Origin of the sequence: Pseudomonas sp. KT_2_4 (assembly GCF_041410225.1) — a bacterium.
Lineage (GTDB): Bacteria > Pseudomonadota > Gammaproteobacteria > Pseudomonadales > Pseudomonadaceae > Aquipseudomonas > Aquipseudomonas paracarnis.
In genome coordinates, this window is sequence record NZ_CP166962.1 from 834,799 (window position 1) to 854,627 (window position 19,829).

At 58.9% G+C, this 19,829-nt stretch carries 22 protein-coding genes and 1 pseudogene; 14 read left to right on the plus strand and 9 right to left on the minus strand.

Going from position 1 to position 19,829, the window contains the following annotated elements; translation table 11 throughout:
* Positions 1–158 precede the first annotated feature (158 nt).
* Positions 159–1,235, minus strand: a complete 1,077-nt coding sequence (hppD, locus tag AB9N64_RS03740; protein ID WP_371359974.1) for a 4-hydroxyphenylpyruvate dioxygenase — start codon at positions 1,233–1,235, stop codon at positions 159–161.
* 246 nt (positions 1,236–1,481) lie between these two features.
* Positions 1,482–2,405: a DMT family transporter gene (locus tag AB9N64_RS03745; protein ID WP_191948715.1), complete on the minus strand. Its 924-nt coding sequence runs from the start codon at positions 2,403–2,405 to the stop codon at positions 1,482–1,484.
* Positions 2,406–2,482: 77 nt separating this feature from the next.
* On the opposite strand from AB9N64_RS03745, the gene AB9N64_RS03750 reads away from it, so the two are divergent.
* The 3 genes from AB9N64_RS03750 to AB9N64_RS03760 all read left to right on the plus strand — a co-directional run bounded on the left by AB9N64_RS03750 (position 2,483) and on the right by AB9N64_RS03760 (position 5,721).
* Complete coding sequence (locus AB9N64_RS03750; protein WP_014718506.1) at positions 2,483–3,361, plus strand: LysR family transcriptional regulator; 879 nt, start codon at positions 2,483–2,485, stop codon at positions 3,359–3,361.
* A 255-nt stretch (positions 3,362–3,616) separates the two neighbouring features.
* Complete coding sequence (locus tag AB9N64_RS03755; protein ID WP_072434588.1) at positions 3,617–5,161, plus strand: EAL domain-containing protein; 1,545 nt, start codon at positions 3,617–3,619, stop codon at positions 5,159–5,161.
* A gap of 194 nt (positions 5,162–5,355) precedes the next feature.
* A complete protein-coding gene (locus AB9N64_RS03760) occupies positions 5,356–5,721 on the plus strand; it encodes a histone-like nucleoid-structuring protein, MvaT/MvaU family (protein ID WP_014718508.1) in 366 nt (121 codons plus the stop codon).
* A gap of 110 nt (positions 5,722–5,831) precedes the next feature.
* Here the strand turns inward: AB9N64_RS03760 and AB9N64_RS03765 are convergent, their stop codons facing one another.
* Complete coding sequence (locus tag AB9N64_RS03765; RefSeq protein WP_032872390.1) at positions 5,832–6,368, minus strand: DUF4946 domain-containing protein; 537 nt, start codon at positions 6,366–6,368, stop codon at positions 5,832–5,834.
* Between the two features lie 179 nt (positions 6,369–6,547).
* Between AB9N64_RS03765 and gloA the strand changes: the two genes are divergently transcribed.
* Positions 6,548–7,069, plus strand: a complete 522-nt coding sequence (gene gloA, locus AB9N64_RS03770; protein WP_003191301.1) for a lactoylglutathione lyase — start codon at positions 6,548–6,550, stop codon at positions 7,067–7,069.
* Positions 7,070–7,201: 132 nt separating this feature from the next.
* Here the strand turns inward: gloA and ahpF are convergent, their stop codons facing one another.
* The 5 genes from ahpF to AB9N64_RS03795 all read right to left on the minus strand — a co-directional run bounded on the left by ahpF (position 7,202) and on the right by AB9N64_RS03795 (position 14,176).
* Complete coding sequence (ahpF, locus tag AB9N64_RS03775; protein ID WP_020302758.1) at positions 7,202–8,767, minus strand: alkyl hydroperoxide reductase subunit F; 1,566 nt, start codon at positions 8,765–8,767, stop codon at positions 7,202–7,204.
* Positions 8,768–8,897: 130 nt separating this feature from the next.
* Positions 8,898–9,461 carry an alkyl hydroperoxide reductase subunit C gene (gene ahpC, locus AB9N64_RS03780; protein WP_003191303.1) on the minus strand — a complete coding sequence of 188 codons (564 nt, stop codon included), beginning with the start codon at positions 9,459–9,461 and terminating at the stop codon, positions 8,898–8,900.
* 133 nt (positions 9,462–9,594) lie between these two features.
* Positions 9,595–10,527, minus strand: a complete 933-nt coding sequence (locus AB9N64_RS03785) for a site-specific integrase (protein WP_020302757.1) — start codon at positions 10,525–10,527, stop codon at positions 9,595–9,597.
* A gap of 33 nt (positions 10,528–10,560) precedes the next feature.
* On the minus strand, positions 10,561–13,590 hold the full coding sequence (locus AB9N64_RS03790) for a Tn3 family transposase (RefSeq protein ID WP_010799689.1): 3,030 nt from the start codon (positions 13,588–13,590) through the stop codon (positions 10,561–10,563).
* A complete protein-coding gene (locus tag AB9N64_RS03795) occupies positions 13,574–14,176 on the minus strand; it encodes a recombinase family protein (RefSeq protein ID WP_010465829.1) in 603 nt (200 codons plus the stop codon). Before AB9N64_RS03795 ends, AB9N64_RS03790 begins: the two co-directional genes overlap by 17 nt.
* Positions 14,177–14,367: 191 nt before the next feature.
* Between AB9N64_RS03795 and AB9N64_RS03800 the strand changes: the two genes are divergently transcribed.
* The 9 genes from AB9N64_RS03800 to AB9N64_RS03840 are packed head-to-tail and all read left to right on the plus strand — an operon-like array spanning position 14,368 to position 18,709.
* Positions 14,368–14,745 (plus strand): type II toxin-antitoxin system RelE/ParE family toxin, encoded by a 378-nt coding sequence (locus tag AB9N64_RS03800; protein ID WP_003151133.1) that lies wholly within the window; start codon positions 14,368–14,370, stop codon positions 14,743–14,745.
* Positions 14,726–15,061, plus strand: a complete 336-nt coding sequence (locus AB9N64_RS03805) for a helix-turn-helix domain-containing protein (RefSeq protein WP_001172026.1) — start codon at positions 14,726–14,728, stop codon at positions 15,059–15,061. The genes AB9N64_RS03800 and AB9N64_RS03805 overlap by 20 nt, the downstream gene beginning before the upstream one ends.
* A 14-nt stretch (positions 15,062–15,075) precedes the next feature.
* Entirely contained in the window at positions 15,076–15,411 is a 336-nt protein-coding gene (locus AB9N64_RS03810; RefSeq protein WP_000741275.1) for a hypothetical protein, read from the plus strand.
* A 23-nt stretch (positions 15,412–15,434) separates the two neighbouring features.
* Positions 15,435–15,761: a hypothetical protein gene (locus tag AB9N64_RS03815; RefSeq protein ID WP_000091614.1), complete on the plus strand. Its 327-nt coding sequence runs from the start codon at positions 15,435–15,437 to the stop codon at positions 15,759–15,761.
* 15 nt (positions 15,762–15,776) lie between these two features.
* A complete protein-coding gene (locus AB9N64_RS03820) occupies positions 15,777–16,118 on the plus strand; it encodes a hypothetical protein (RefSeq protein WP_025999701.1) in 342 nt (113 codons plus the stop codon).
* A 40-nt stretch (positions 16,119–16,158) separates the two neighbouring features.
* On the plus strand, positions 16,159–16,449 hold the full coding sequence (locus AB9N64_RS03825; RefSeq protein WP_004423344.1) for a hypothetical protein: 291 nt from the start codon (positions 16,159–16,161) through the stop codon (positions 16,447–16,449).
* Entirely contained in the window at positions 16,446–16,790 is a 345-nt protein-coding gene (gene tnpB, locus AB9N64_RS03830; RefSeq protein ID WP_004423345.1) for an IS66 family insertion sequence element accessory protein TnpB, read from the plus strand. Before AB9N64_RS03825 ends, tnpB begins: the two co-directional genes overlap by 4 nt.
* Positions 16,791–16,818: 28 nt before the next feature.
* Positions 16,819–18,450, plus strand: a complete 1,632-nt coding sequence (locus AB9N64_RS03835) for an IS66 family transposase (RefSeq protein ID WP_004423346.1) — start codon at positions 16,819–16,821, stop codon at positions 18,448–18,450.
* On the plus strand, positions 18,440–18,709 hold the full coding sequence (locus AB9N64_RS03840; RefSeq protein WP_003458515.1) for a hypothetical protein: 270 nt from the start codon (positions 18,440–18,442) through the stop codon (positions 18,707–18,709). The genes AB9N64_RS03835 and AB9N64_RS03840 overlap by 11 nt, the downstream gene beginning before the upstream one ends.
* 185 nt (positions 18,710–18,894) lie before the next feature.
* Here the strand turns inward: AB9N64_RS03840 and AB9N64_RS03845 are convergent, their stop codons facing one another.
* On the minus strand, positions 18,895–19,224 hold the full coding sequence (locus AB9N64_RS03845; protein ID WP_032489165.1) for a four-helix bundle copper-binding protein: 330 nt from the start codon (positions 19,222–19,224) through the stop codon (positions 18,895–18,897).
* A 192-nt stretch (positions 19,225–19,416) separates the two neighbouring features.
* Between AB9N64_RS03845 and AB9N64_RS03850 the strand changes: the two are divergent.
* Positions 19,417–19,503, plus strand: a pseudogene (locus AB9N64_RS03850) (AAA family ATPase); the annotation flags it as partial.
* Positions 19,504–19,829: the final 326 nt, after the last annotated feature.

Here is a 19,829-nt window from a genome sequence, read left to right on the forward strand (position 1 = left end):
CTCTTGATATTGGACACGCAGAAATTGTCTGCGCCCTACCCTCTGAGTGATATTTCAAGAAACGTCTGTTCCCAATAAACCACAGGCCATTTGCAACACGCTGCATCAGGCACAAAACAGCCCGGTAAAAACCGGGCTGTTTTGCTTTAGCCTGTCGATCAATCGGCGGTCAGCACACCACGACGCACCTGGTCGCGCTCGATCGACTCGAACAGCGCCTTGAAGTTGCCCTCTCCAAACCCATCGTCGCCTTTACGCTGGATGAATTCGAAGAACACCGGGCCCATCAGGGTTTCCGAGAAGATCTGCAGCAGCAGGCGCTTGTCACCGGCAACCGACGAGCCGTCCAGCAGGATGCCGCGCGATTGCAATTGATCCACTGGCTCGCCATGGTTCGGCAGGCGACCTTCGAGCATTTCGTAGTAAGTGTCTGGCGGCGCGGTCATAAAGCGCATGCCGATCTTCTTCAGCGCGTCCCAGGTCTTGATCAGGTTGTCGGTGAGGAACGCTACGTGCTGGATCCCCTCGCCATTGAACTGCATCAGGAACTCTTCGATCTGCCCGGCGCCCTTGGACGACTCTTCGTTCAACGGGATCCGGATCTGGCCGTCCGGCGCGCTCATGGCCTTGGAGGTCAGGCCGGTGTACTCGCCCTTGATATCGAAATAACGCGCTTCACGGAAGTTGAACAGCTTCTCGTAGAAATTGGCCCAATAGATCATGCGCCCGCGATAGACGTTGTGGGTCAGGTGGTCGATGACCTTCAGGCCAGCGCCTACCGGATGGCGGTCAACGCCTTCAAGGTAGACGAAGTCGATGTCGTAGATCGAGTTGCCTTCGCCGAAACGGTCGATCAGGTACAACGGCGAACCGCCAATGCCTTTGATCGCCGGCAGGTTCAATTCCATCGGGCCGGTGTCGATGTGGATCGGCTGGGCACCCAGTTCCAGGGCGCGCTTGTAAGCCTGCTGCGAGTCCTTGACCCGGAACGCCATGCCGCACACCGACGGGCCGTGCTCGGCCGCGAAGTAGGAAGCGAGGCTGTCGGGTTCGTTGTTGAGGATCAGGTTGATCTCGCCCTGGCGATACAGGTGCACGTTCTTGGAACGGTGGGTGGCCACTTTGGTGAAGCCCATGATCTCGAAGATCGGCTCCAGTGTGCCCGGGGTCGGCGAGGCGAATTCGATGAATTCAAAGCCCATCAGGCCCATTGGGTTTGCATGTTGGTCGGTCATGTTCGGTGCCTCATCATTCTTGTAGGTAGCAATTGTTTAGTTGCGAGCAAGGATGAGGCTGGAGGGTGGCGCACAAGAAAGGCCTCGCACGCTGCGGGCGAGGAAGTCACCAAAGATGAGGGGCGAGCCAAGTAGCTTCATGGTGTCATCAGTCTCTGACGGCCGAGGCTTGCGTGAGCGCAAGTCCATATTCTTGTATGCGTAAACTGATTCTACACAGCGTAACCGGGTTTGTCCGTAGTCTTATCAAATCCCCATTACCCTGCCCTGCGCAAGGGGTTTGTTACACAGGTAGATGCCCAGCAGGATGACCGCCCCCCCCACCCACATCGCCATCGTCAGCGGTTCGTCCAGCAGCACCGCGCCGCAAATGACCGCCGTCAATGGGTTGAGCGCGATGAACACCCCGGACCGTGTGGCGCCTATGCGACGAATGCCATCGTAATAGCCGATATACGCCAGCGCCGACCCCATCACGCCCAGGTACATCAGGCTGAGCAGTTGCGGCAGATCAATAGCGTGCAGCCCTGCCATGGTCACGCTGGGTGAAACCAGCGCCGTAACGCTTAGCATCAGCGTGCCCAGCAGCACCGACCAGGTCACGGTCTGCAACGGCCCCAGGCTCTGATTGAGCCCACGGGAGAACAGCGTGTAAACGCCCCACCCCGCCACGCAACCGAGGATCAGCAGGTCACCGGCCCAGGCCATGGTCGCGCCCTGCAATGCCTGGGGATTGCGACTGATGATGACGGTCGCCGCGCCTGCCAGGCACAACGCGATACCGATACATTTGATGCGGCCCAGGCGCTCCTTGAACAACCACCAGGACGCCAGGCCGATCACCGCCGGGTTCAACGCGACAATCAACGAGGCGCGTGACGCATTGGTGTACTGCAGCCCATAAAAGAAGCACAGGTTGTAAAAGAAAATCCCAAAGAACCCCAACACCGCCAATTGGCCCCATTGGCGCGTGCTGGGGCGCACCAGGGCCGTGCGCGAAGCGGCCATGTACAGCAGCAATGCAGCGCTGGCCAAGGTGAAACGCAGAGTGGCGGCCAGCAACGGGTGGACCTGATCAGCCAGGTAGCGCCCTGCGACAAAGGTGCCGCCCCAGATCATGGTGACAGCGGCAAGCTTCAGATAAGTGAGGCCATCGGCGACGTGACGCATAAGGCGGTGCTCAGGTGAGGGACGAATGGGTGTATTCTTTGGCTAATCAATCATCATCGTAAAATGAGCCTTTACTCATGACCCTGACCCAACTGGAAATCTTTTCTCTGGTGGCCGAACTGCAAGGTTTTACCAGTGCGGCGCATCGCCTGGGTATCAGCCAGTCGGCGGTGTCCCACGCGATCAAGGCCTTGGAGCAGGAACTGGGGGTGGAGTTGTTTCGGCGCCATCAGACGGCGGTGGAACTGAGCGAAATCGGCGCACAATTGCTGGGACGCGCCCGGGCCATGCTGGGGCTGGCCAACACCTTGCAGCAGGAAGCGGCGGATGCACGCGGCATGAAGCGTGGCACGCTGCGTATCGGCTCGTTCGGGCCGACGGCGTCGGTTCGGTTGTTGCCGCCTATCCTCAGGCGCTTTCGCCAGGTTTATCCGGGTATTGAAGTGCATGTGGATGAAGGGCCTGATCGCCAGGTCATTCAGTGGCTGGATGAGCGCCGTGTGGATATCGGTTTTGTGGTGCTGGAGCAGGAACGCTTCGATACGGTCGCGCTGCTGGAAGATCAACTGGTGGCGCTGCTACCGGCCGGGCACCGGTTGGCCGCCCTTGAGGCCGTGCCCCTGCAAGCGCTCTGCGATGAACCCTTTATTCTGACTGAAGCCGGCTCGTCGGAGCTGGTGATGCGCTTGTTCAGTCAAGCCCGATTGCAGCCCAAAGTCCGGTACCGCTGTGCGCAGTTGCTCAGTACGTTGGAGGCGGTCAGTCGGGGCGATGGTTTGAGTGTGGTTGCGCAGGCCTCCTTGCCGGAACATAGCGACTGGCGTTATGTGGCGTTGCCATTGGCGCCGCAGGTCCCACGCCGGATCGGACTGGCGGTGCTGGATCGACGACAGTCCTCCCCGGCTACCCTGGCATTCATCGAGCTGGCGCAAGGGTTGTACCCCTCGCTCACTTAGTGACCTGGCTATGCGCAGCGTCCTCTCATGCGTCGCACCCTACATAGTCACCCAATGTAGTGAAACGCAGCGTCGGCGACACCCTCCACACTCTGTACTTCAACGGACTTTGCGGGTTCGGGCGGGGGCGGTGCCTGATCCCCGCCACCACTGACCGAACGGCGAGGTCAACCCGCTTGAAACAAGTGAGCAGGCCTGCGTAATGCCATCTATCATCGGCTTATCTCACTCTTTTTCTCGCGACTGACTGCCCCTATGCCCCTGACTGTCAAAGGCCCACGAAGCCGAGCCGCACGCTATTTCATCAGTGCAACCAGCGGCGTGTTGCCCATCTTGCTGGGGGTTGTGATTCTGTACTGGCAAGCCGAGCGCACCCTTGAGCAAAGCACGGCGCAAACCGCTCAAGAAGCGGTCCGCCAGTTCGACCTGATGCTCGACAATACCGCCATCGCTGCCCAGGCTTTGCTGCCGCTGGCCGGTAAACCTTGTGACAGCAGCGCCAAGTTGGCGCTACGTGAACAAGTCACGCGCCGGCCGTTTGTGCGGGCCACGACGCTGTCCTGGCAGAAAAACATCTATTGCAGCTCGTTGTTTGGCGGTCGCTACCAATCGCCCGTCAACCCGGACGACTATGTGGATGGGCGCCTGTGGTTGATGAAAGGTAACCCCGTTACACCCGATACCGCCCTGCTGGTGTACCGCCTGGTGGAAGGCGATCAAGGCGCGTTTGCCTCGGTTGACGGTTACCACCTCACCAACGCCTTGCGCTTGATCAGCCGTTACGCGTACTTGGTATTGCAAGTCGGCCCGAACTGGCTGGGGGCCGACGGCAAGGTGCATCAAGGCGCGTTGCCGGTATTTGCCGTGGCCCCACAACGCCTGGCTTCCGAGCGCTATCGCTACAGTGTCGAAGCCGGGATGCCCGAGGGTGAAGTCTGGCGCTACATGCAGGCGCGGTATCCGGCGCTGTTCAGCCTGGTGGTGTTTTTCGGCATATTGGCGGGGCTGCTCGCTCACTGGCTGCAAAAACGCTCGTCCGCGCCAACCCACGAGTTACAACGCGCCTTGGGCGCCAATGAGTTCATCCCGTATTTCCAACCGGTGGTACGGGGTGACACACGCCAATGGGCCGGCTGTGAGGTGCTGATGCGCTGGAGGCATCCCAAAGAAGGCCTGGTGCGCCCGGACCTGTTTATTCCCCTGGCCGAAGACTCTGGCCTGATCGTGCCGATGACCCGCGCCCTGCTGCGCCAGACCGCCGCGCAACTGGCGCCCCATGCCGCACGTTTCAGCCCCGGCTTTCATATCGGCGTGAACATCACTGCACGCCATTGCCAGGACATGGCGCTGGTGCAGGACTGCCAGGAATTTCTGGCCGCGTTCCCACCCGGCCAGGTCACCCTGGTGCTGGAGCTGACTGAGCGGGAGCTGATCGAACCCACCGAGACCACCCGCCGGCTGTTCGAGGCCCTGCATCAACTGGGCGTCATGATCGCCATTGATGACTTCGGCACCGGCCACTCCAGCTTGGGCTATTTGCGCAATTTCAATGTCGACTACTTGAAGATCGATCAAAGCTTTGTCGCCATGATCGGTGCAGATGCGCTGTCGCGGCATATTCTCGACAGCATCATAGAGTTGTCGGTCAAGCTGGATCTAGGCATTGTTGCCGAAGGTGTAGAAACAGCCCAACAGTGTGAATACCTCGTGGCCCAAGGCGTGGATTTCCTACAGGGTTACCTGTTTGGCCGACCATTACCCTGCGATGAATTCATTAAATCCTTGGGGATCGTTGAATAGCCTTGCGCGGTCTACGATGAAAGATTGGTCTTTCTTTAAAAGACATGATTTACTCGGAATGAATTAACTACTACAATTTTTTCTGCCTGTGCAGAACTCGCAGAAGGGTCTTTTTCGTTGACGTGGCTTAACGTTCTTGGCTTATAGCTTTGTCTGCAGTTGATATCCGCAACTACATTATTGGAGTACAGATTTTGTCCAGACTCGCCGAATTTCGCGCAGCAGAAAAAGCCCTTCAAGAGCAGCTTGCACAGCTGGAATCTTTGAAGAATGACGCTGGCTTGAAGAAAGAAATCGAATTCGAAGAAAAGCTCAAGACGCTGATGGGCAAATACGACAAAAGCCTGCGCGACGTGATCGCTATCCTCGACCCAGCGCCACGCAAAGGCGGCGCACCGGCCGCCGCCGCGCCAAAACAGCGCCGCGCACGGGTGGTCAAGGTTTACCACAACCCGCATACCGGCGAGCTGATCGAGACCAAAGGTGGCAACCACCGCGGCCTTAAAGCCTGGAAAGAACAGTACGGCGCTGCCACTGTAGATTCCTGGCTTCGCGGCTGAAACATGTACTAAAAAAAAGCCCCGCATACGCGGGGCTTTTTTGCTCTAGCGGTTCGGAATCGAATTTAACTTAGCGTTCACATTGTTCACATTCGCTCAGCTTGAGCGGGTCAAAGTTTCAGACTGTTACGCACCGAACTGATTTCCTCCTTGCTCGCCTCGTACGCTTGCGCTTGGCCCGCGTATGAAAATACATAGGCCTTATCGACATCCAGCGCACCGACTAATGTTTGCGACAATACGTGTCGACCGTTCTCGGTAATCACACAGGTAGTTTCCAGCGCGTCAAGCCGACTCAATGTCGTGGGGTGCATTTTGCTGCACACGCTTTGATAACCGCCACGGGCAAAGTCTTTCTGGATCGACTTGCGCATCTCCAGCAACACGCCGGGAAGATTAACTTTATGGCCGGTTTCTATCGGCGTCCCGGTCAACTCCATCACCATCAACGTGGCGCCATTTTCATCATTCTTGATCGCTCGCTGCCGGGACACTGCTTGGGGTTTGGCAGGGAGTTCGCCGTCAGGCACGACTTCTTCGACCTGCCAACCGCTGGGCCAATGGACCTGCGGGTCAGCTGCCAGCACAAACGGGCTGCCCAACAACACGCACACAGCACTCAACAGCGGCCTACGAAACTCGATCATTGCAAAAAACACCCAAGGTTCCAGCCGCAAAGTGTGCGGCCCGGCGCGCGCTGACCGCAAGGGTTTAGCGCGCTTTTTCATTTGGCGCAGCCGGTGCGCCTTGCGTATCATGGCCCGCCTGCATGGAGGCAGGCCGCAAGCCAATGGACCGCTCATCTCACATTTTTTCTGGAGGGCCCATGAGCCTGCACGAATTGAACACCTTCCCGGGCGTCACTGCCCAACCCGACAACGCTACGGCAAACTTCGTGTTCAACCACACCATGTTGCGGGTCAAGGACATCACCAAGTCGCTGGACTTCTACACGCGCATCCTGGGTTTCTCCCTGGTCGAGAAACGTGACTTCCCGGAAGCCGAATTCAGCCTGTACTTCCTGGCCCTGGTGGACAAGGCCCAGATCCCGGCCGACGCCGCCGAGCGTACCCAATGGATGAAATCGATTCCGGGCATCCTCGAACTGACCCACAACCACGGCACCGAAAACGATGCCGACTTTGCCTACCACAACGGCAACACCGACCCACGCGGCTTTGGCCATATCTGCATCTCGGTGCCGGACATTGTGGCGGCGTGCGAACGTTTCGAAGCCTTGGGCTGTGATTTCCAGAAACGCCTGACGGATGGCCGCATGAAGAGCCTCGCGTTCATCAAGGACCCGGATGCCTATTGGGTTGAGATCATCCAGCCGGCGCCGATGTAATAAGCACTGCGTGACGCGGAGCGTCACCGGATGCATTCCCCCGCGGAGCGTGGGAACGAGAATCCCGCGCCGGGCGTGGGAACGAGAAAAACCCCATGATCGCTCATGGGGTTTTTCATTTTCAGCCCAGGATTACGCCGGAGCAGAGGTGCGGATCAAGTGATCGAACGCGCTCAACGAAGCCTTGGCGCCCTCGCCTACTGCAATCACGATCTGCTTGTACGGCACGGTGGTTACGTCACCGGCGGCGAACACGCCAGGCAGTGAAGTCTCGCCACGGGCATCGACAATGATCTCGCCGCGCGGCGACAGCTCTACCGTGCCTTTGAGCCAGTCGGTGTTGGGCAGCAAGCCAATCTGCACGAAGATGCCTTCCAGGTCGATGGTCTTGAACTCACCGCTGTCGCGGTCCTTGTAGGCAAGGCCGGTGACTTTCTGGCCATCGCCTTTGACCTCACTGGTCAATGCACTGGTAATCACATCCACGTTCGGCAGGCTGTAGAGCTTGCGTTGCAACACGGCGTCGGCGCGCAGCTTGCTGTCGAACTCAAGCAAGGTGACATGGCTGACGATACCGGCCAGGTCAATGGCCGCTTCCACGCCGGAGTTACCGCCGCCGATCACCGCCACACGCTTGCCTTTGAACAGCGGGCCATCGCAGTGCGGGCAGAAGCACACGCCGCGGGCTTTGTATTCCTGCTCACCGGGCACACCCATCTCTCTCCAGCGGGCGCCTGTGGCCAGGATCACGGTCTTGGACTTGAGGGTCGCACCGCTTTCGAAGCGAATTTCGTGCAGCTCCCCGGCATTTTTCGCCGGTACCAGGCTGCTAGCGCGTTGCAGGTTCATGATGTCCACATCGTACTGACGCACATGGGCTTCCAGCGCACTAGCCAGTTTCGGCCCTTCGGTTTCCTGTACCGAGATAAAATTCTCGATGGACATGGTGTCCAGTACCTGGCCACCAAAGCGTTCAGCCGCCACACCGGTACGAATACCTTTACGTGCCGCGTAAATGGCAGCCGAGGACCCGGCGGGGCCACCGCCAACCACCAGGACGTCGAAGGCGTCCTTGGCGCTGATTTTTTCCGCGGCTTTCTCGATACCGCTGGTGTCGAGCTTGGCGAGGATTTCTTCGAGGCCCATGCGGCCCTGGCCAAAGTTGACTCCGTTCAAGTAGACACTCGGGACCGCCATGATCTGGCGCTCATCGACTTCAGCCTGGAACAGCGCGCCATCAATCGCAACGTGGCGGATGTTCGGGTTCAGCACGGCCATCAGATTCAGCGCCTGGACCACGTCCGGGCAGTTCTGGCACGACAGCGAGAAGTACGTCTCGAAGCTGAACTCGCCTTTGAGGGCGCGGATCTGTTCAATTACTTCGACACTGGCTTTCGATGGGTGGCCACCCACTTGCAACAGGGCCAGCACCAACGAGGTGAATTCATGGCCCATAGGGATGCCGGCGAAACGCAGGCTGATCTCAGCACCCGGGCGATTGATGGAGAACGATGGCTTGCGCGCATCATTGCCATCGGTGTTCAGGGTAATCAGCGTTGAGAGGCTGGTTACGTCCTGCAAAAGAGCAAGCATTTCCTGGGATTTCGCACCGTCGTCGAGGGAGGCGATGATCTCGATCGGCTGGGTGACCCGTTCCAGGTATGACTTCAACTGAGCTTTAAGATTGGCGTCCAACATACGGGCGATTTCCTGTTCATTCGGTTTATTGCAGACAAAAAAACGCCCGAGCGACTCTCGCCCGGGCGTTTTGAGGGCGGATGCAGCTTACTTAAGTGCGGATACCCGCCCTTGATACGCGTTCACAGACTTAGATCTTGCCGACCAGGTCCAGAGACGGCGCCAGAGTGGCCTCGCCTTCTTTCCATTTGGCTGGGCAGACTTCACCCGGGTGGGCAGCGACGTACTGAGCGGCCTTGATCTTGCGCAGCAGCTCGGAAGCGTCACGACCTACACCGCCGTCGTTCAGCTCAACGATCTTGATCTGACCTTCCGGGTTGATCACGAAGGTGCCGCGGTCTGCCAGGCCAGCCTCTTCGATCAGCACGTCGAAGTTACGGGAGATGGTCAGGGTTGGGTCGCCAATCATGGTGTACTGGATTTTGCCGATGGCTGGCGACGTGTTGTGCCAGGCAGCGTGGGCAAAGTGAGTGTCGGTAGAAACGCTGTAGATTTCGACGCCCAGCTTCTGGAATTCGGCATAGTTGTCAGCCAGGTCTTCCAGTTCGGTTGGGCAAACGAAGGTGAAGTCGGCTGGGTAGAAGAAGACAACCGACCACTTGCCTTTCAGGTCAGCGTCGGTCACATCGACGAAGCTGCCGTTTTTGAAAGCGGTGGCTTTAAACGGTTTTACTTGGCTGTTGATGATAGGCATCGTTGACTCTCCGTCAGGGGTTAAGAAGTTGATGAGGTGAATCCTACCGGCTCTCTCGGTCGATGGCTCATTGGCAAACCTGATGCTGACGATTGGGGTTCTCTATCAGGTGACGCTATTAATAGAAAAAATCTCAAATCAGCGGTTGGGTTGCCAGGGTCATGCCCAGAAACGGCGTCGCTTCAACATAGCGCATCGCAGATTTCATGTCGTTCCAGCCGACGTAACTCATCAGGGACTTCAAATCCCAACCACTGCGATGCGCCCAAGTGGCAAAGCCCCGACGCAGGGAGTGGCTGGTGTATTGATCGGCGGGGATGCCTGCGCGCTCAAGGGCCTGGCGCAATAACGGGATCACACTGTTGGGATGCAAGCCCTCCTCACCCAGGTTGCCCCAGCGGTCGATGCCGCGAAACACCGGGCCGCGCACCAAAGCCGAGGCGCTGAGCCACTCGCTATAAGCCTGCACCGGGCACAGCCGGAGCAACGCTGGGGTCTGGTAGGTTTTGCCGAGGTTGTCACGGTCACTTTTGCTGCGTGGCAAGTACAGGCTAATGCCTGCGCCTGGCACGGCCTGCACGTGCTCGATGCTTAATCGGCACAGCTCATCACTGCGAAAACCCCGCCAGAAGCCCAGCAGAATCAGCGCAGCGTCGCGCTTGGCCCGTAGCAAGCGCGGCGGGTCGTGATGCTCGCTGGCCTGTTTGGCTTCAATGTCCAGGGCGGCGATTACTTGCTCCAACTGCGTGAGCTGCAGAGGCTCGGCCTGCCGCTCCCGCGCCGGGTGCACGGCGCGGATGCCCTTGAGCACCTTGCGTACCACCGGCGCCTTCGTCGGGTCGGCAAACCCTTGGCTGGTATGCCATTGCGCCAAGGCCGAGAGCCGCAGTTTCAAGGTGTTGACTGCCAACACCCCGGCATGCGCCACGAGGTAGCGCGCCACGCTGTCGCTGGTGGCCGGCAAGAACCCTCCCCAACTGACTTCGAAATGCTCGATGGCCGCGCGGTAGCTGCGGCGCGTGTTGTCGCGGGTGGCAGCGTTGAGATATCGGTCCAGGTCGCTCATAGGGGTTGTACGCCGGAATCCCAGAAATTTCCGTCAGCCCAGCTCCAGTCCCGCCACGAGCGCATCCAGGTCGATGAACTTGCCGTCAGTCTGGAAGGTGTAATGCCCGTTCAGCAGGATGTGCCGCCAGGCCGCTGGCGACATCTGCGTGATCAACGCCAGCGCCTTGGCATTGCCAGCTGCCTCGTACTTCGTCAGCAGCAGGGACAGGATCGCCGAGTTGTAGAAGATGATCGCGTTGCCGATCAGCCTGGCGCACTGGTTGCTGATCTCGATTTCGATGTCGGTGCGGCCGGTCAATTCCTTCTTCCCACCGACTTGGGCGATGGTCGAGCGTAGCTGGTGATAGGACTCAATGCGGTTCTGCGAGCGGTGAACATTACGCTCCAGTTGCGGGTCGCGCAGGTAGCGCAGTGTGTAGATACTGCGGATGAGCTTGTCGAACTCGAAGATTGCGCGCCGCGTCGGGTTCGGCGCCGTATAGGTGCACAGCTTGCGGATCAGCGTGCCCTGCGTCATTTCCTTCAGGCCCAGTGTGGCGACGATTCGGTCGATGTTCGCCTTCTCACCGACGATGAGTTGCCGGTCGATCTGGCCAGCCGGCCGGATCAGGCATTTCTCGTACAATGCCAGATCATCGGCGCAATACAGCTCCTGCAACTGGTCGTCGAGGTCGGTGAAGCGCGGCTCGAAACGAAGTCCGAACCAGTGCAGGATGGCGAAGTTGGCCTTGTTGATGCTGTGCATGTCGCCGGTGATCGCGCTCGGCACGATGTCCGACGTGTTGCGGTACCAGATGTCGAACACGTGGTGAGCCTCGTACTCGTGTGCGCCTATCAGGTAGCCGTTCAACGGCACGTGATTGCACAGCAGCGTGTAGGCGACGACGCCCTTGCCGCGGCCGAAATATTTGCGCGAGTAGCGCGCCTTCACAGTTGGTCGCTCGACGCCGAATTTCTGCCCATCAACGGCACCGTACAACGAATCGAGGTCGAACGAGTAATGCGGGAAGATCGGCAGTGCGGCGATGGCGTTGCTGATGCAATCGTTGGCCACATGTAGCGTCGCCTGGCGCAGGTACTGCTGGTAGGTACTCTCCAGGACGTGGTACGGGATGTCGCTGGTACGTGCCATAACCTGGTTGCCGTGGTTCATGGCTTGGGCAATGATCACCGCCATCAGACTGTCGGCGTCGGCTACCTTCTTCGCATAGCGTGGCTGCAATGGTGTCAGCGCCGACAGGAACTGGCACTGGCCGTTGACGAAGCGAAACACGTCGGCGACATCGCAGTATGGCAGTTGCTCGTAGAGAGCTTGCTCGCGCGCCTTCTGGTTCTCCCCCTTGGGCTTGCGCCAGGTCAGTCTCTGCGTGTCCTTGTCGTATTCCAGGTGCGTCAGCTTGCCCTGTTTCAGCTCGCGATTGAACGCCACCCATTGCGCACGCAACTCGGCCGCCAGTGCATCGAGCTGGGCACTGACCGGCTGCCGCAGGAAGGGGATGTCCATCTGCGCGAGCACGGCGGCTTTCTCGTCCATCGAAACCAACTCGTCGGACAAATGCCGGTGCTGCAAGCTGTCGTCAATGTAGAGCTCGCCCGCCTGGAAGCGTTTCCTGACCTGACGGTAAAGCCAGAATTCGTAACGATCGGCATGCAGGCCTGTCGGCGTGCCTTCGGCATCGAACATCAGCAGGTACGGACGCAAGCGTTTCGGCAGCGTTGCCGCCGGACATTCGTCGAGTGGCCGTTGTGATAGGCGCTGCTGCTTGGCGAACACGCTCTTGGCCCAAGTCAGCGCCGCGAGCCATGGGTTATCGGGGGCCGTGCCGGCGAAGTCGAGCGCGACGTACAGCGGCCGTAGATGGCGTCGAATGCGTTCGGCCAGGCCGTCCACCGCCTGCCAGTGCAGCGCCAGTTTGTTCAGTGGCTTGACGCTCATGCGCTGCGCCGTGTTTTGCAGCAATTCCCTGGACATGATTTTGTAGGCGCGTTGGCGCACCTCGCCGAACGGCGTCGGATCGGCCACGCTGTCGTCCACGTACAGCGACAGCAGGCGGCCAACCTGCGGCGTTTCCTGATGGCGTCGCAGCTGTTCGGCGACAAAGGACTGTTTCGCACCCGTGCGGCTCTCGTCCTCAAGTTTTTTCATGTGGAAGGCCATCGCGTCGACCAGGTTGTCGGTGAGCTGCCGGTAACGTACCCAGGCATAGCACAGCAGGTAGAGCCGGGTCTGCTCCGCCTTCAGGTGGCGCAGGTCATGGACGGTATAGAAGTTCGCCAGGCTCGCGTAGTACAGCAGGTTCTGCTGCGAGATGCCGAGCTTGGGCAGCAGCGCCTTGGCGATCCCGTGCAAGGACTTCAGCGTGGCGCGCTTCTCGCGCTCCCCTGCCATCTGACGCCAGCCGAAATCTTTAGCGTCCTGCTTGAGCGCTGCCAGTTGAGACAGGGTGTCGTCACGCACCAGGAGCTGGCCCAGCGCAGCTTTGGCCGATTCGTCCAACACTTCTGCCAGCAAGCCGCCCAAGCGCCTGCGTTCGGTGGACAGGGCTTCACTGACCAGCTCTTGTAAGGTGGTGTGGCCGGGCCGGATGATTTTGTGCTCGCTGAGCCAAACGATCAGTTCGGCGGCCACGAATCCTGGCATTACGTCGCGCCGCACGATCTGTTCAGCCTGCTGTGCCAGTTGCGGCAGGAAGCTAGCCGCCCACGACCGGTAGCCGAACAGTTCGGCGATCTGACCCCTCTGGCTGTAGTGCTCATGCTTGGTGATCGCCTTGCGTTCGAACGCTTCGCCGTGGAAATAGCGACTCAGCACGAAGGCGCAATCGTCCTCGACCTCATGCCAATCGAAGCGGAAGAAAGCATGCTTGGCCTTGAAGTAGCCGATCTGCAAGACGCAATAGACTTGGGCCTGCAGGCTAGGCCGGCTGCTGGCGAACGCCAGTTCAGATTCGGTCAACGCCAGGTATTCCAGCCGCTGAGCATCGTCGAAGTCCGGTAGGCCGTACAAGGCTTCCTGCTCTGCGTCAGAAAAGACGGTGAGTAGCTTATTCTTGTTGCTCATCGACCGTCCTTCCCGCACCACGCCAACCTGCTCGCGTCAATGTTTCGATCAACGTAGTGCGCTTGACATTGAAGTTGCGGCACACCGCCGCCTTAGACATGCCGCCATCGAGCGCGGCGACGATGGCGTCCAGCTTCTCACCAGTGATCGCCTGCGGCCGGCCGCCGATCCGGCCGCGTTTGCGTGCGGCGGCCAAGCCCGCGACGACGCGCTCCTGAATCAAGGCGCGCTCGTACTGCGCGAGCGCACCGAACACCTGGAACAGGAATTCGCCCGAGGGCGTCGTAGTGTCCAGGTTCTCTGTCAGCGAGCGGAACGCCACCCGCTTGTCCTTGAGCGAAGTCACAATGGCGAGCAGGTGCGACAGCGAGCGACCGAGCCGGTCGAGTTTCCACACCACCAGCACATCGCCGGCTCGAACGAACTCAAGCGCCCGCGCCAAGCCGGCACGGTCATCCTTCGCGCCAGAGGCACGATCCTCAAACAGGTGACGCGGATCGACGCCGGCGGCGAGCAGCGCGTCGCGCTGCAAGTCCGTGCTCTGGCGGTCGGAGTCCGACGACACGCGCATGTAGCCAACCAACATAGGCGGATAACCATCAAAAACAGGTTTCCGCATAATAGTGAATAGCGATAGAGTTTTCCGTACATTTTTGAGGGGGTGTTGCACAGGTAGCACAGCGGCGGCTGACAGCCTGTCGCAAAACAAATGTTTTACGACACCTCCTTGAGGTTGCCGCGTTTACATCATTACCTGAACAGGTATAAAATTCCGTCATGACAAACAAAGAAAAACCGCTCGAATGGATCGCGAGCAGCCACAAGGATTTGATGGCGTTGCCGTCCGACGTGCGTCGCCGTTTCGGTTACGCGCTCTCGTTGGCGCAGATAGGCGATCAGGATGACGCAGCAAAGGTGCTCAAGGGGTTCGGTGGTGCCGGCGTGCTGGAGGTCGTCGAAGACGATGCCGGCGGCACCTATCGAGCGGTATACACGGTCAAGTTTGCGGAAGCGGTGTTCGTCCTGCACTGCTTCCAGAAGAAGAGCAAGAGCGGAATCGCCACGCCAAAGGCCGACATGGACATCATCCGCGCTCGGCTGAAGGTGGCCGAGGTATTGGCACAGGAGCTACGAAATGCAAAAACGAATCATTGAAGGCGTCGAGGTTCAGCGCAGCTCGGGCAACGTCTTTGCCGACCTTGGACTGCCTGACGCTGAAAAGCTCAAGATCAAGACCGGCCTGGTGGTCGAGATCAGGAGGGCCATGCGCGCCCTTGGGCTGACTCAACAAGCGGCGGCCAAACGCATGGGCATCCCGCAACCGAAGGTGTCGGGCATGATGCGCGGCGACTTCACCAATCTATCCGAACGCAAGCTGATGGATTGTCTGAATCGCCTCGGCTACGACATCGAAATCAAGGTACGGCCAGCAGCCGAGCCGATCGGGCATCTAACGCTCGCAACCGCTTAATCGGAGCCCTCCTGATGGCAGCCCGCATCACCGACGACGAATGGGACGAACTGACTCCCGAGAATTTCGATACCACGGCACTGCTGCGTGCAGTCGATGCCGTGGACGTGCTGCGCGGCGATTTGAATGACAGCGCAGACGGCGCACCTCCGCAACTGCGCACCGACCTGTTGAAGCTGCATCAACTGGCAATGGCCGCGTTCAACGAGGGATCACGCAGCCGAGTGGCTGAGCTATTTGATCTCGCCGTGGATCTTCAGGATCAGGTTGATCATCTGATGACCTCGCTGGAACAAGTGCAAGAAACCCTGTCCCGGTTGACGGCGCTCTACCCAGAAAGCCTGTCCTGAATGTTCTTGGAGACAACCACATCATGAGCCGCAGCCGCCGCAAAACGCCCATCGTTGGGCACACGACCTGCCGTAGCGAGCGCGAGGACAAGAAACTCTGGCATCAGCGCTGGCGAACTCACGAGCGCACCGCGCTGGCCAGCGCGTCGCCGGAAGCTCTATGCGCCCATCTGCCTCTACTGGAAAACCAGGTCAGCAACGTCTGGTCGATGGGTAAGGATGGCCGCTCCTACTGGCCCATCAAGCGCCAGGCCGCCACGGCGGATCGCATTGCCAACCACAAGGGACGCAATCCGCAAGAGCGCGCCTCCCTGAAAAAGCGTCTGCTGCGCAAGTGGATGAGCAAATGAACCTGTCCACCGGCTATCGCTTGGGCGCGAATCGCTGAAGAAGCAGAACTCCCAGCCGGCTACGAGGGCACGGCGACGCCAGAGGCGCATCGGGCCTGCGAGGTGATCCAGGAGCGGATTCGAGAGCACGTCGTCGCCACCAATGACATGCGGCTGTTCGGCCTGCTGCACCTGCTTGGGCAGGCGTCGCTGCGCATGGAGCAAGCGCTGTGGCCGGAAGAATATGCGCGGATGACCCGCGAGGTCGAGGAAGCTCTCCGAGAGGCCGACGACCCCAACGCCAAGTCGTACACCCACGAAGAAGTCATGCGGGCGATGCAGGAACTCATCGACCAAGCGCGAGACAAGCCATGTTGATCGGCTGACGGAAATTTCTGGGTTTCCGGCTTACAACCCCATGAGAAAACACCGCACCGCAGAACAGTGGCAAGTCCTAATCGGTCAGCAGCGTGACAGCGGCCTGTCGGCCACGCAGTTCTGCAAGGAGCACAAACTCGGTTATGCCAGCTTCTGTAGTTGGCGCAAGCGCCTGTTGAGTCAGCCGGTCGGTGAGGCTGCGGATTCTGGTTATGCCAGCTTCCTGGATCTGTCATCGCTGATGGATGACTCGGCCTCTCCCGGAAGCGGCTGGAATATCGTGCTGAGCCTGGGTAATGGTGTTGAGCTAAGGCTGAGCCAGATCAGATGATCGGTCTGGATAGCCAGGCCCGGATCTGGCTGTGCACCGAGCCCACGGATATGCGCAAATCCTTCCGGGGGCTGAGCGCTCTGGTCCGCAATCAACTCAAGCAAGATCCGCTCAGCGGGCAGTATTTTGTCTTCGTTAACCGTCGCAAGACCCAAATGAAGATGTTGTATTTCACGCCCACGGGCTACTGCCTGTGGGCCAAGCGACTGGAGCAGGGGCAGTTCCGGGTACGGCCGTCTTCTTCGGGACAGCGCCCCTTAAACCTGACTGATCTCCAGTTGCTGATTGACGGTATCGAGGTGCAAAAGTACCGTCAGTTCAAGCGTTTTCGGGGCACGTAGCGGGTTGTGTTCCGGTATAATATCGGCCATGAATTCAATGGCTTCCGCGTCCTATTCCAACGCCCCTTCCTACTCGGTACTGGCCGAGGAGAATGCCCTGTTGCGTGAGCAGCTACAGGTCATGCAGCGGCAGTTGGACTGGTTCAAGAAGCAGCTGTTCGGCCCCAAGTCCGAGAAGCAGGTGTATGACCTCCCGGAGCAGGGCGGCCTGTTCCAATCGAATGATGCGGCTAGCCCGGAGAAGCCTCTCGATGCGGAGAAACGCCCGGTTCGGGCTTATCAGCGAGGCACCGGAAAGAAACAGCGGGACGACGACTGCCTGAACGATACGGGTCTGCGTTTTACAGCGGACGTGCCAGTGGAAGTTGTTGAACACCTGCCGCCGGAGCTAAGCGGCCCCGACGCCGACCAGTACGACATCCTTGGCACCAAAACGACCTATCGGCTGGCCCAGCGGACGTCCAGTTACGTGGTGTTGCAAGTGGAACGCCCCGTATTTCGGCGCAAGGGCAGCGACAAGCCCGTGACCACGCCGGCCCCGTCCAACGTACTGGACAACAGCCTGGCCGACGTCAGCTTGTTGGCGGGTCTGATGGTCGACAAGTTCCAGTTTCACCTACCGCTGTATCGCCAACACCAACGCATCCAGCAAGCGGGTATTACCCTCAGCCGCAGCACCCTCACCAATCTGATCAAGCGATCTATTGATCTGCTGCGGCCGATCGTGGATGCCCAGACCGACAATGTTCTGCGCAGCCGGGTGTTGGCGATGGATGAGACGCCGATTAAAGCTGGCCACCAGGGTCGGGCAGGCCCACAAAAAGGCAAGATGAAATCCGGCTGGTTCTGGCCGTTATACGGCGATGCCGATGAAGTGGTGTTCACTTACTCGAACAGTCGAGGCCGAGCCCATATCGAGCAGGTACTGAACGAACAGTTCAGCGGAACTCTGATCAGTGACGGCTATGCTGCTTATGCCCGCTATGCCGCCGCACAGCAGAACATCATCCACGCGCAGTGCTGGGTGCACAGTCGTCGTTACTTCATTGAGGCGCAGAAGGACCACCCGATAACTGCCACCGAAGCCCTTCAGCAGATTGCCAAGCTATACACCAACGAAGAAGAGATCCGCGTCCAGCAACTGACCGGCGAAAAGAAACGCCAGTACCGGCTGCTCCACTCAAAGCCGGTGGTCAGCGACTTCTTCCAATGGTGCCGGGATCAACTGGCACAGGGCGGTCTGCTGCCCAGTGATTTATTGACCAAAGCACTGAACTACGTGCTCAGCCGTGAAGCCAGCCTGACCGTCTTCCTGGAAGACCCAGACGTCCAGCCAGACACCAACCACCTGGAACGGGCCCTGCGCCCCATTCCCATGGGACGCAAGAACTGGCTGTTCTGCTGGACTGAACTCGGCGCGGAACACGTGGGCATCATCCAGAGCCTGATCACTACGTGCAAACTGCACGACATCAACCCGTACACCTATCTGGTGGACGTGCTGCAGCGCATCAGTCAGCACCCGGCCAGCAAGGTCGCTGACCTGACGCCTCGGCTCTGGAAGACCCGGTTCGCCGATAATCCGTTACGCTCGCTGATCGATCCGCGCCATTCTGATCGACAGACCGCACAGCCAAAGGGCACCCTCCATGCGCATTGAAGACATGAGCATCGATCAGCTATTGGAGCTGAACCGAATGATCTGCCGGCGCATTGATGAACTGCAAGATCAAGAAAACCTGCAGGCGCTGAGTCGGCTGCACGTGGGGCTGAAGGTGACCTTCGAAAGCCGAACTGGCTTGACTATGGGGATCGTCACCAAGATCAACCGCAAGAGCGTGATCGTCCTGGCCGAGAACGGCACGAAACAGTACAAGGTCTCACCGGAATTGCTAAGGCCCCTTCGGGACGTAAAGTAAGTCCAGTACGTCGTGGAATGAACGCTTACGGTTTGGGTGAGCTCGGCCAGCGGATATCTAGGCCTTTTCTGCTAGCAAGTCAGCTGGCTTAGCTTCAACTGCACATGCTGGGATATAAGGTCATTCCGGCGAAGCTGCTCTGGCAACGAGATGACGAGCTTTGCCAGAGCAGCAAGTCGCGAATGTTACGCAGCCATGCGCTCGCATTCTTCAGCGCACTTCATGCACGCTTTGGCACACTCTTGGCAGTGATCCACTTGATGTTTCGCGCATTCCTCTCCGCATGCACGGCAGATCTTGGCGCAAAGGGCACAAAATTCTTTAGCGTAATCACTTTCGCGACTCATCAGTATGGCGGCCAACCTACAAATGTCCGCGCAGTCGCGGTCAAGCTCGATGCAGCGTGCCATCATTTTTACGTCATCCTCACGCAGGCAAGCAGAGGCGCACGTTTCGCACACAAGGGCGCAGTTCGAACAAGCTTGGATACAGGAAGCGAACATTGAGTTTGTCATTGCGTTCTCCAGGGTTCGATAGTTGTATGTCGTCGGTGCCTACTGACCGATACGGCTCATCAGCCTGTTAGCAGACACTGAATTATGACACGCTCCTACCGAGCCCGTTTCGAAAAACTTCATTACAATGTTGTAAGGTAAATCCAACCGCACCGGGGCTCTGCGGGCGCAGTTGGTGGCGATGTGGCAGTCAGTAGCTTGGCGGCCCAGGCCAAGATCAAATCACGGGAGCGAAAGCGTAAGGGCAGCCAGGAACCGGAGGACGATGAGCCGTTCTGATTTCATGGCGACGACGGCCTGCTACATGGCTGCGTGTGGCAGGTCTTAAACAACTGAACTGGGCTAGCGAAGGAGTGGGGGCAACAGCAGCTGCGCTGGTAGACTTATCCACAGTTGCTGGTAACAAAATCAGCAATCCGCCCTGGGTCAAATTTCAATCGGCAGGGTGGGTCAATTTTCCATCAGCGCCAACATACACCCACGAAGAAGTCATGCGGGCGATGCAGGAACTCATCGACCAAGCGCGAGACAAGCCATGTTGATCGGCTGACGGAAATTTCTGGGTTTCCGGCTTACAACCCCTCATAGGCGTCTTTTCGTACCGC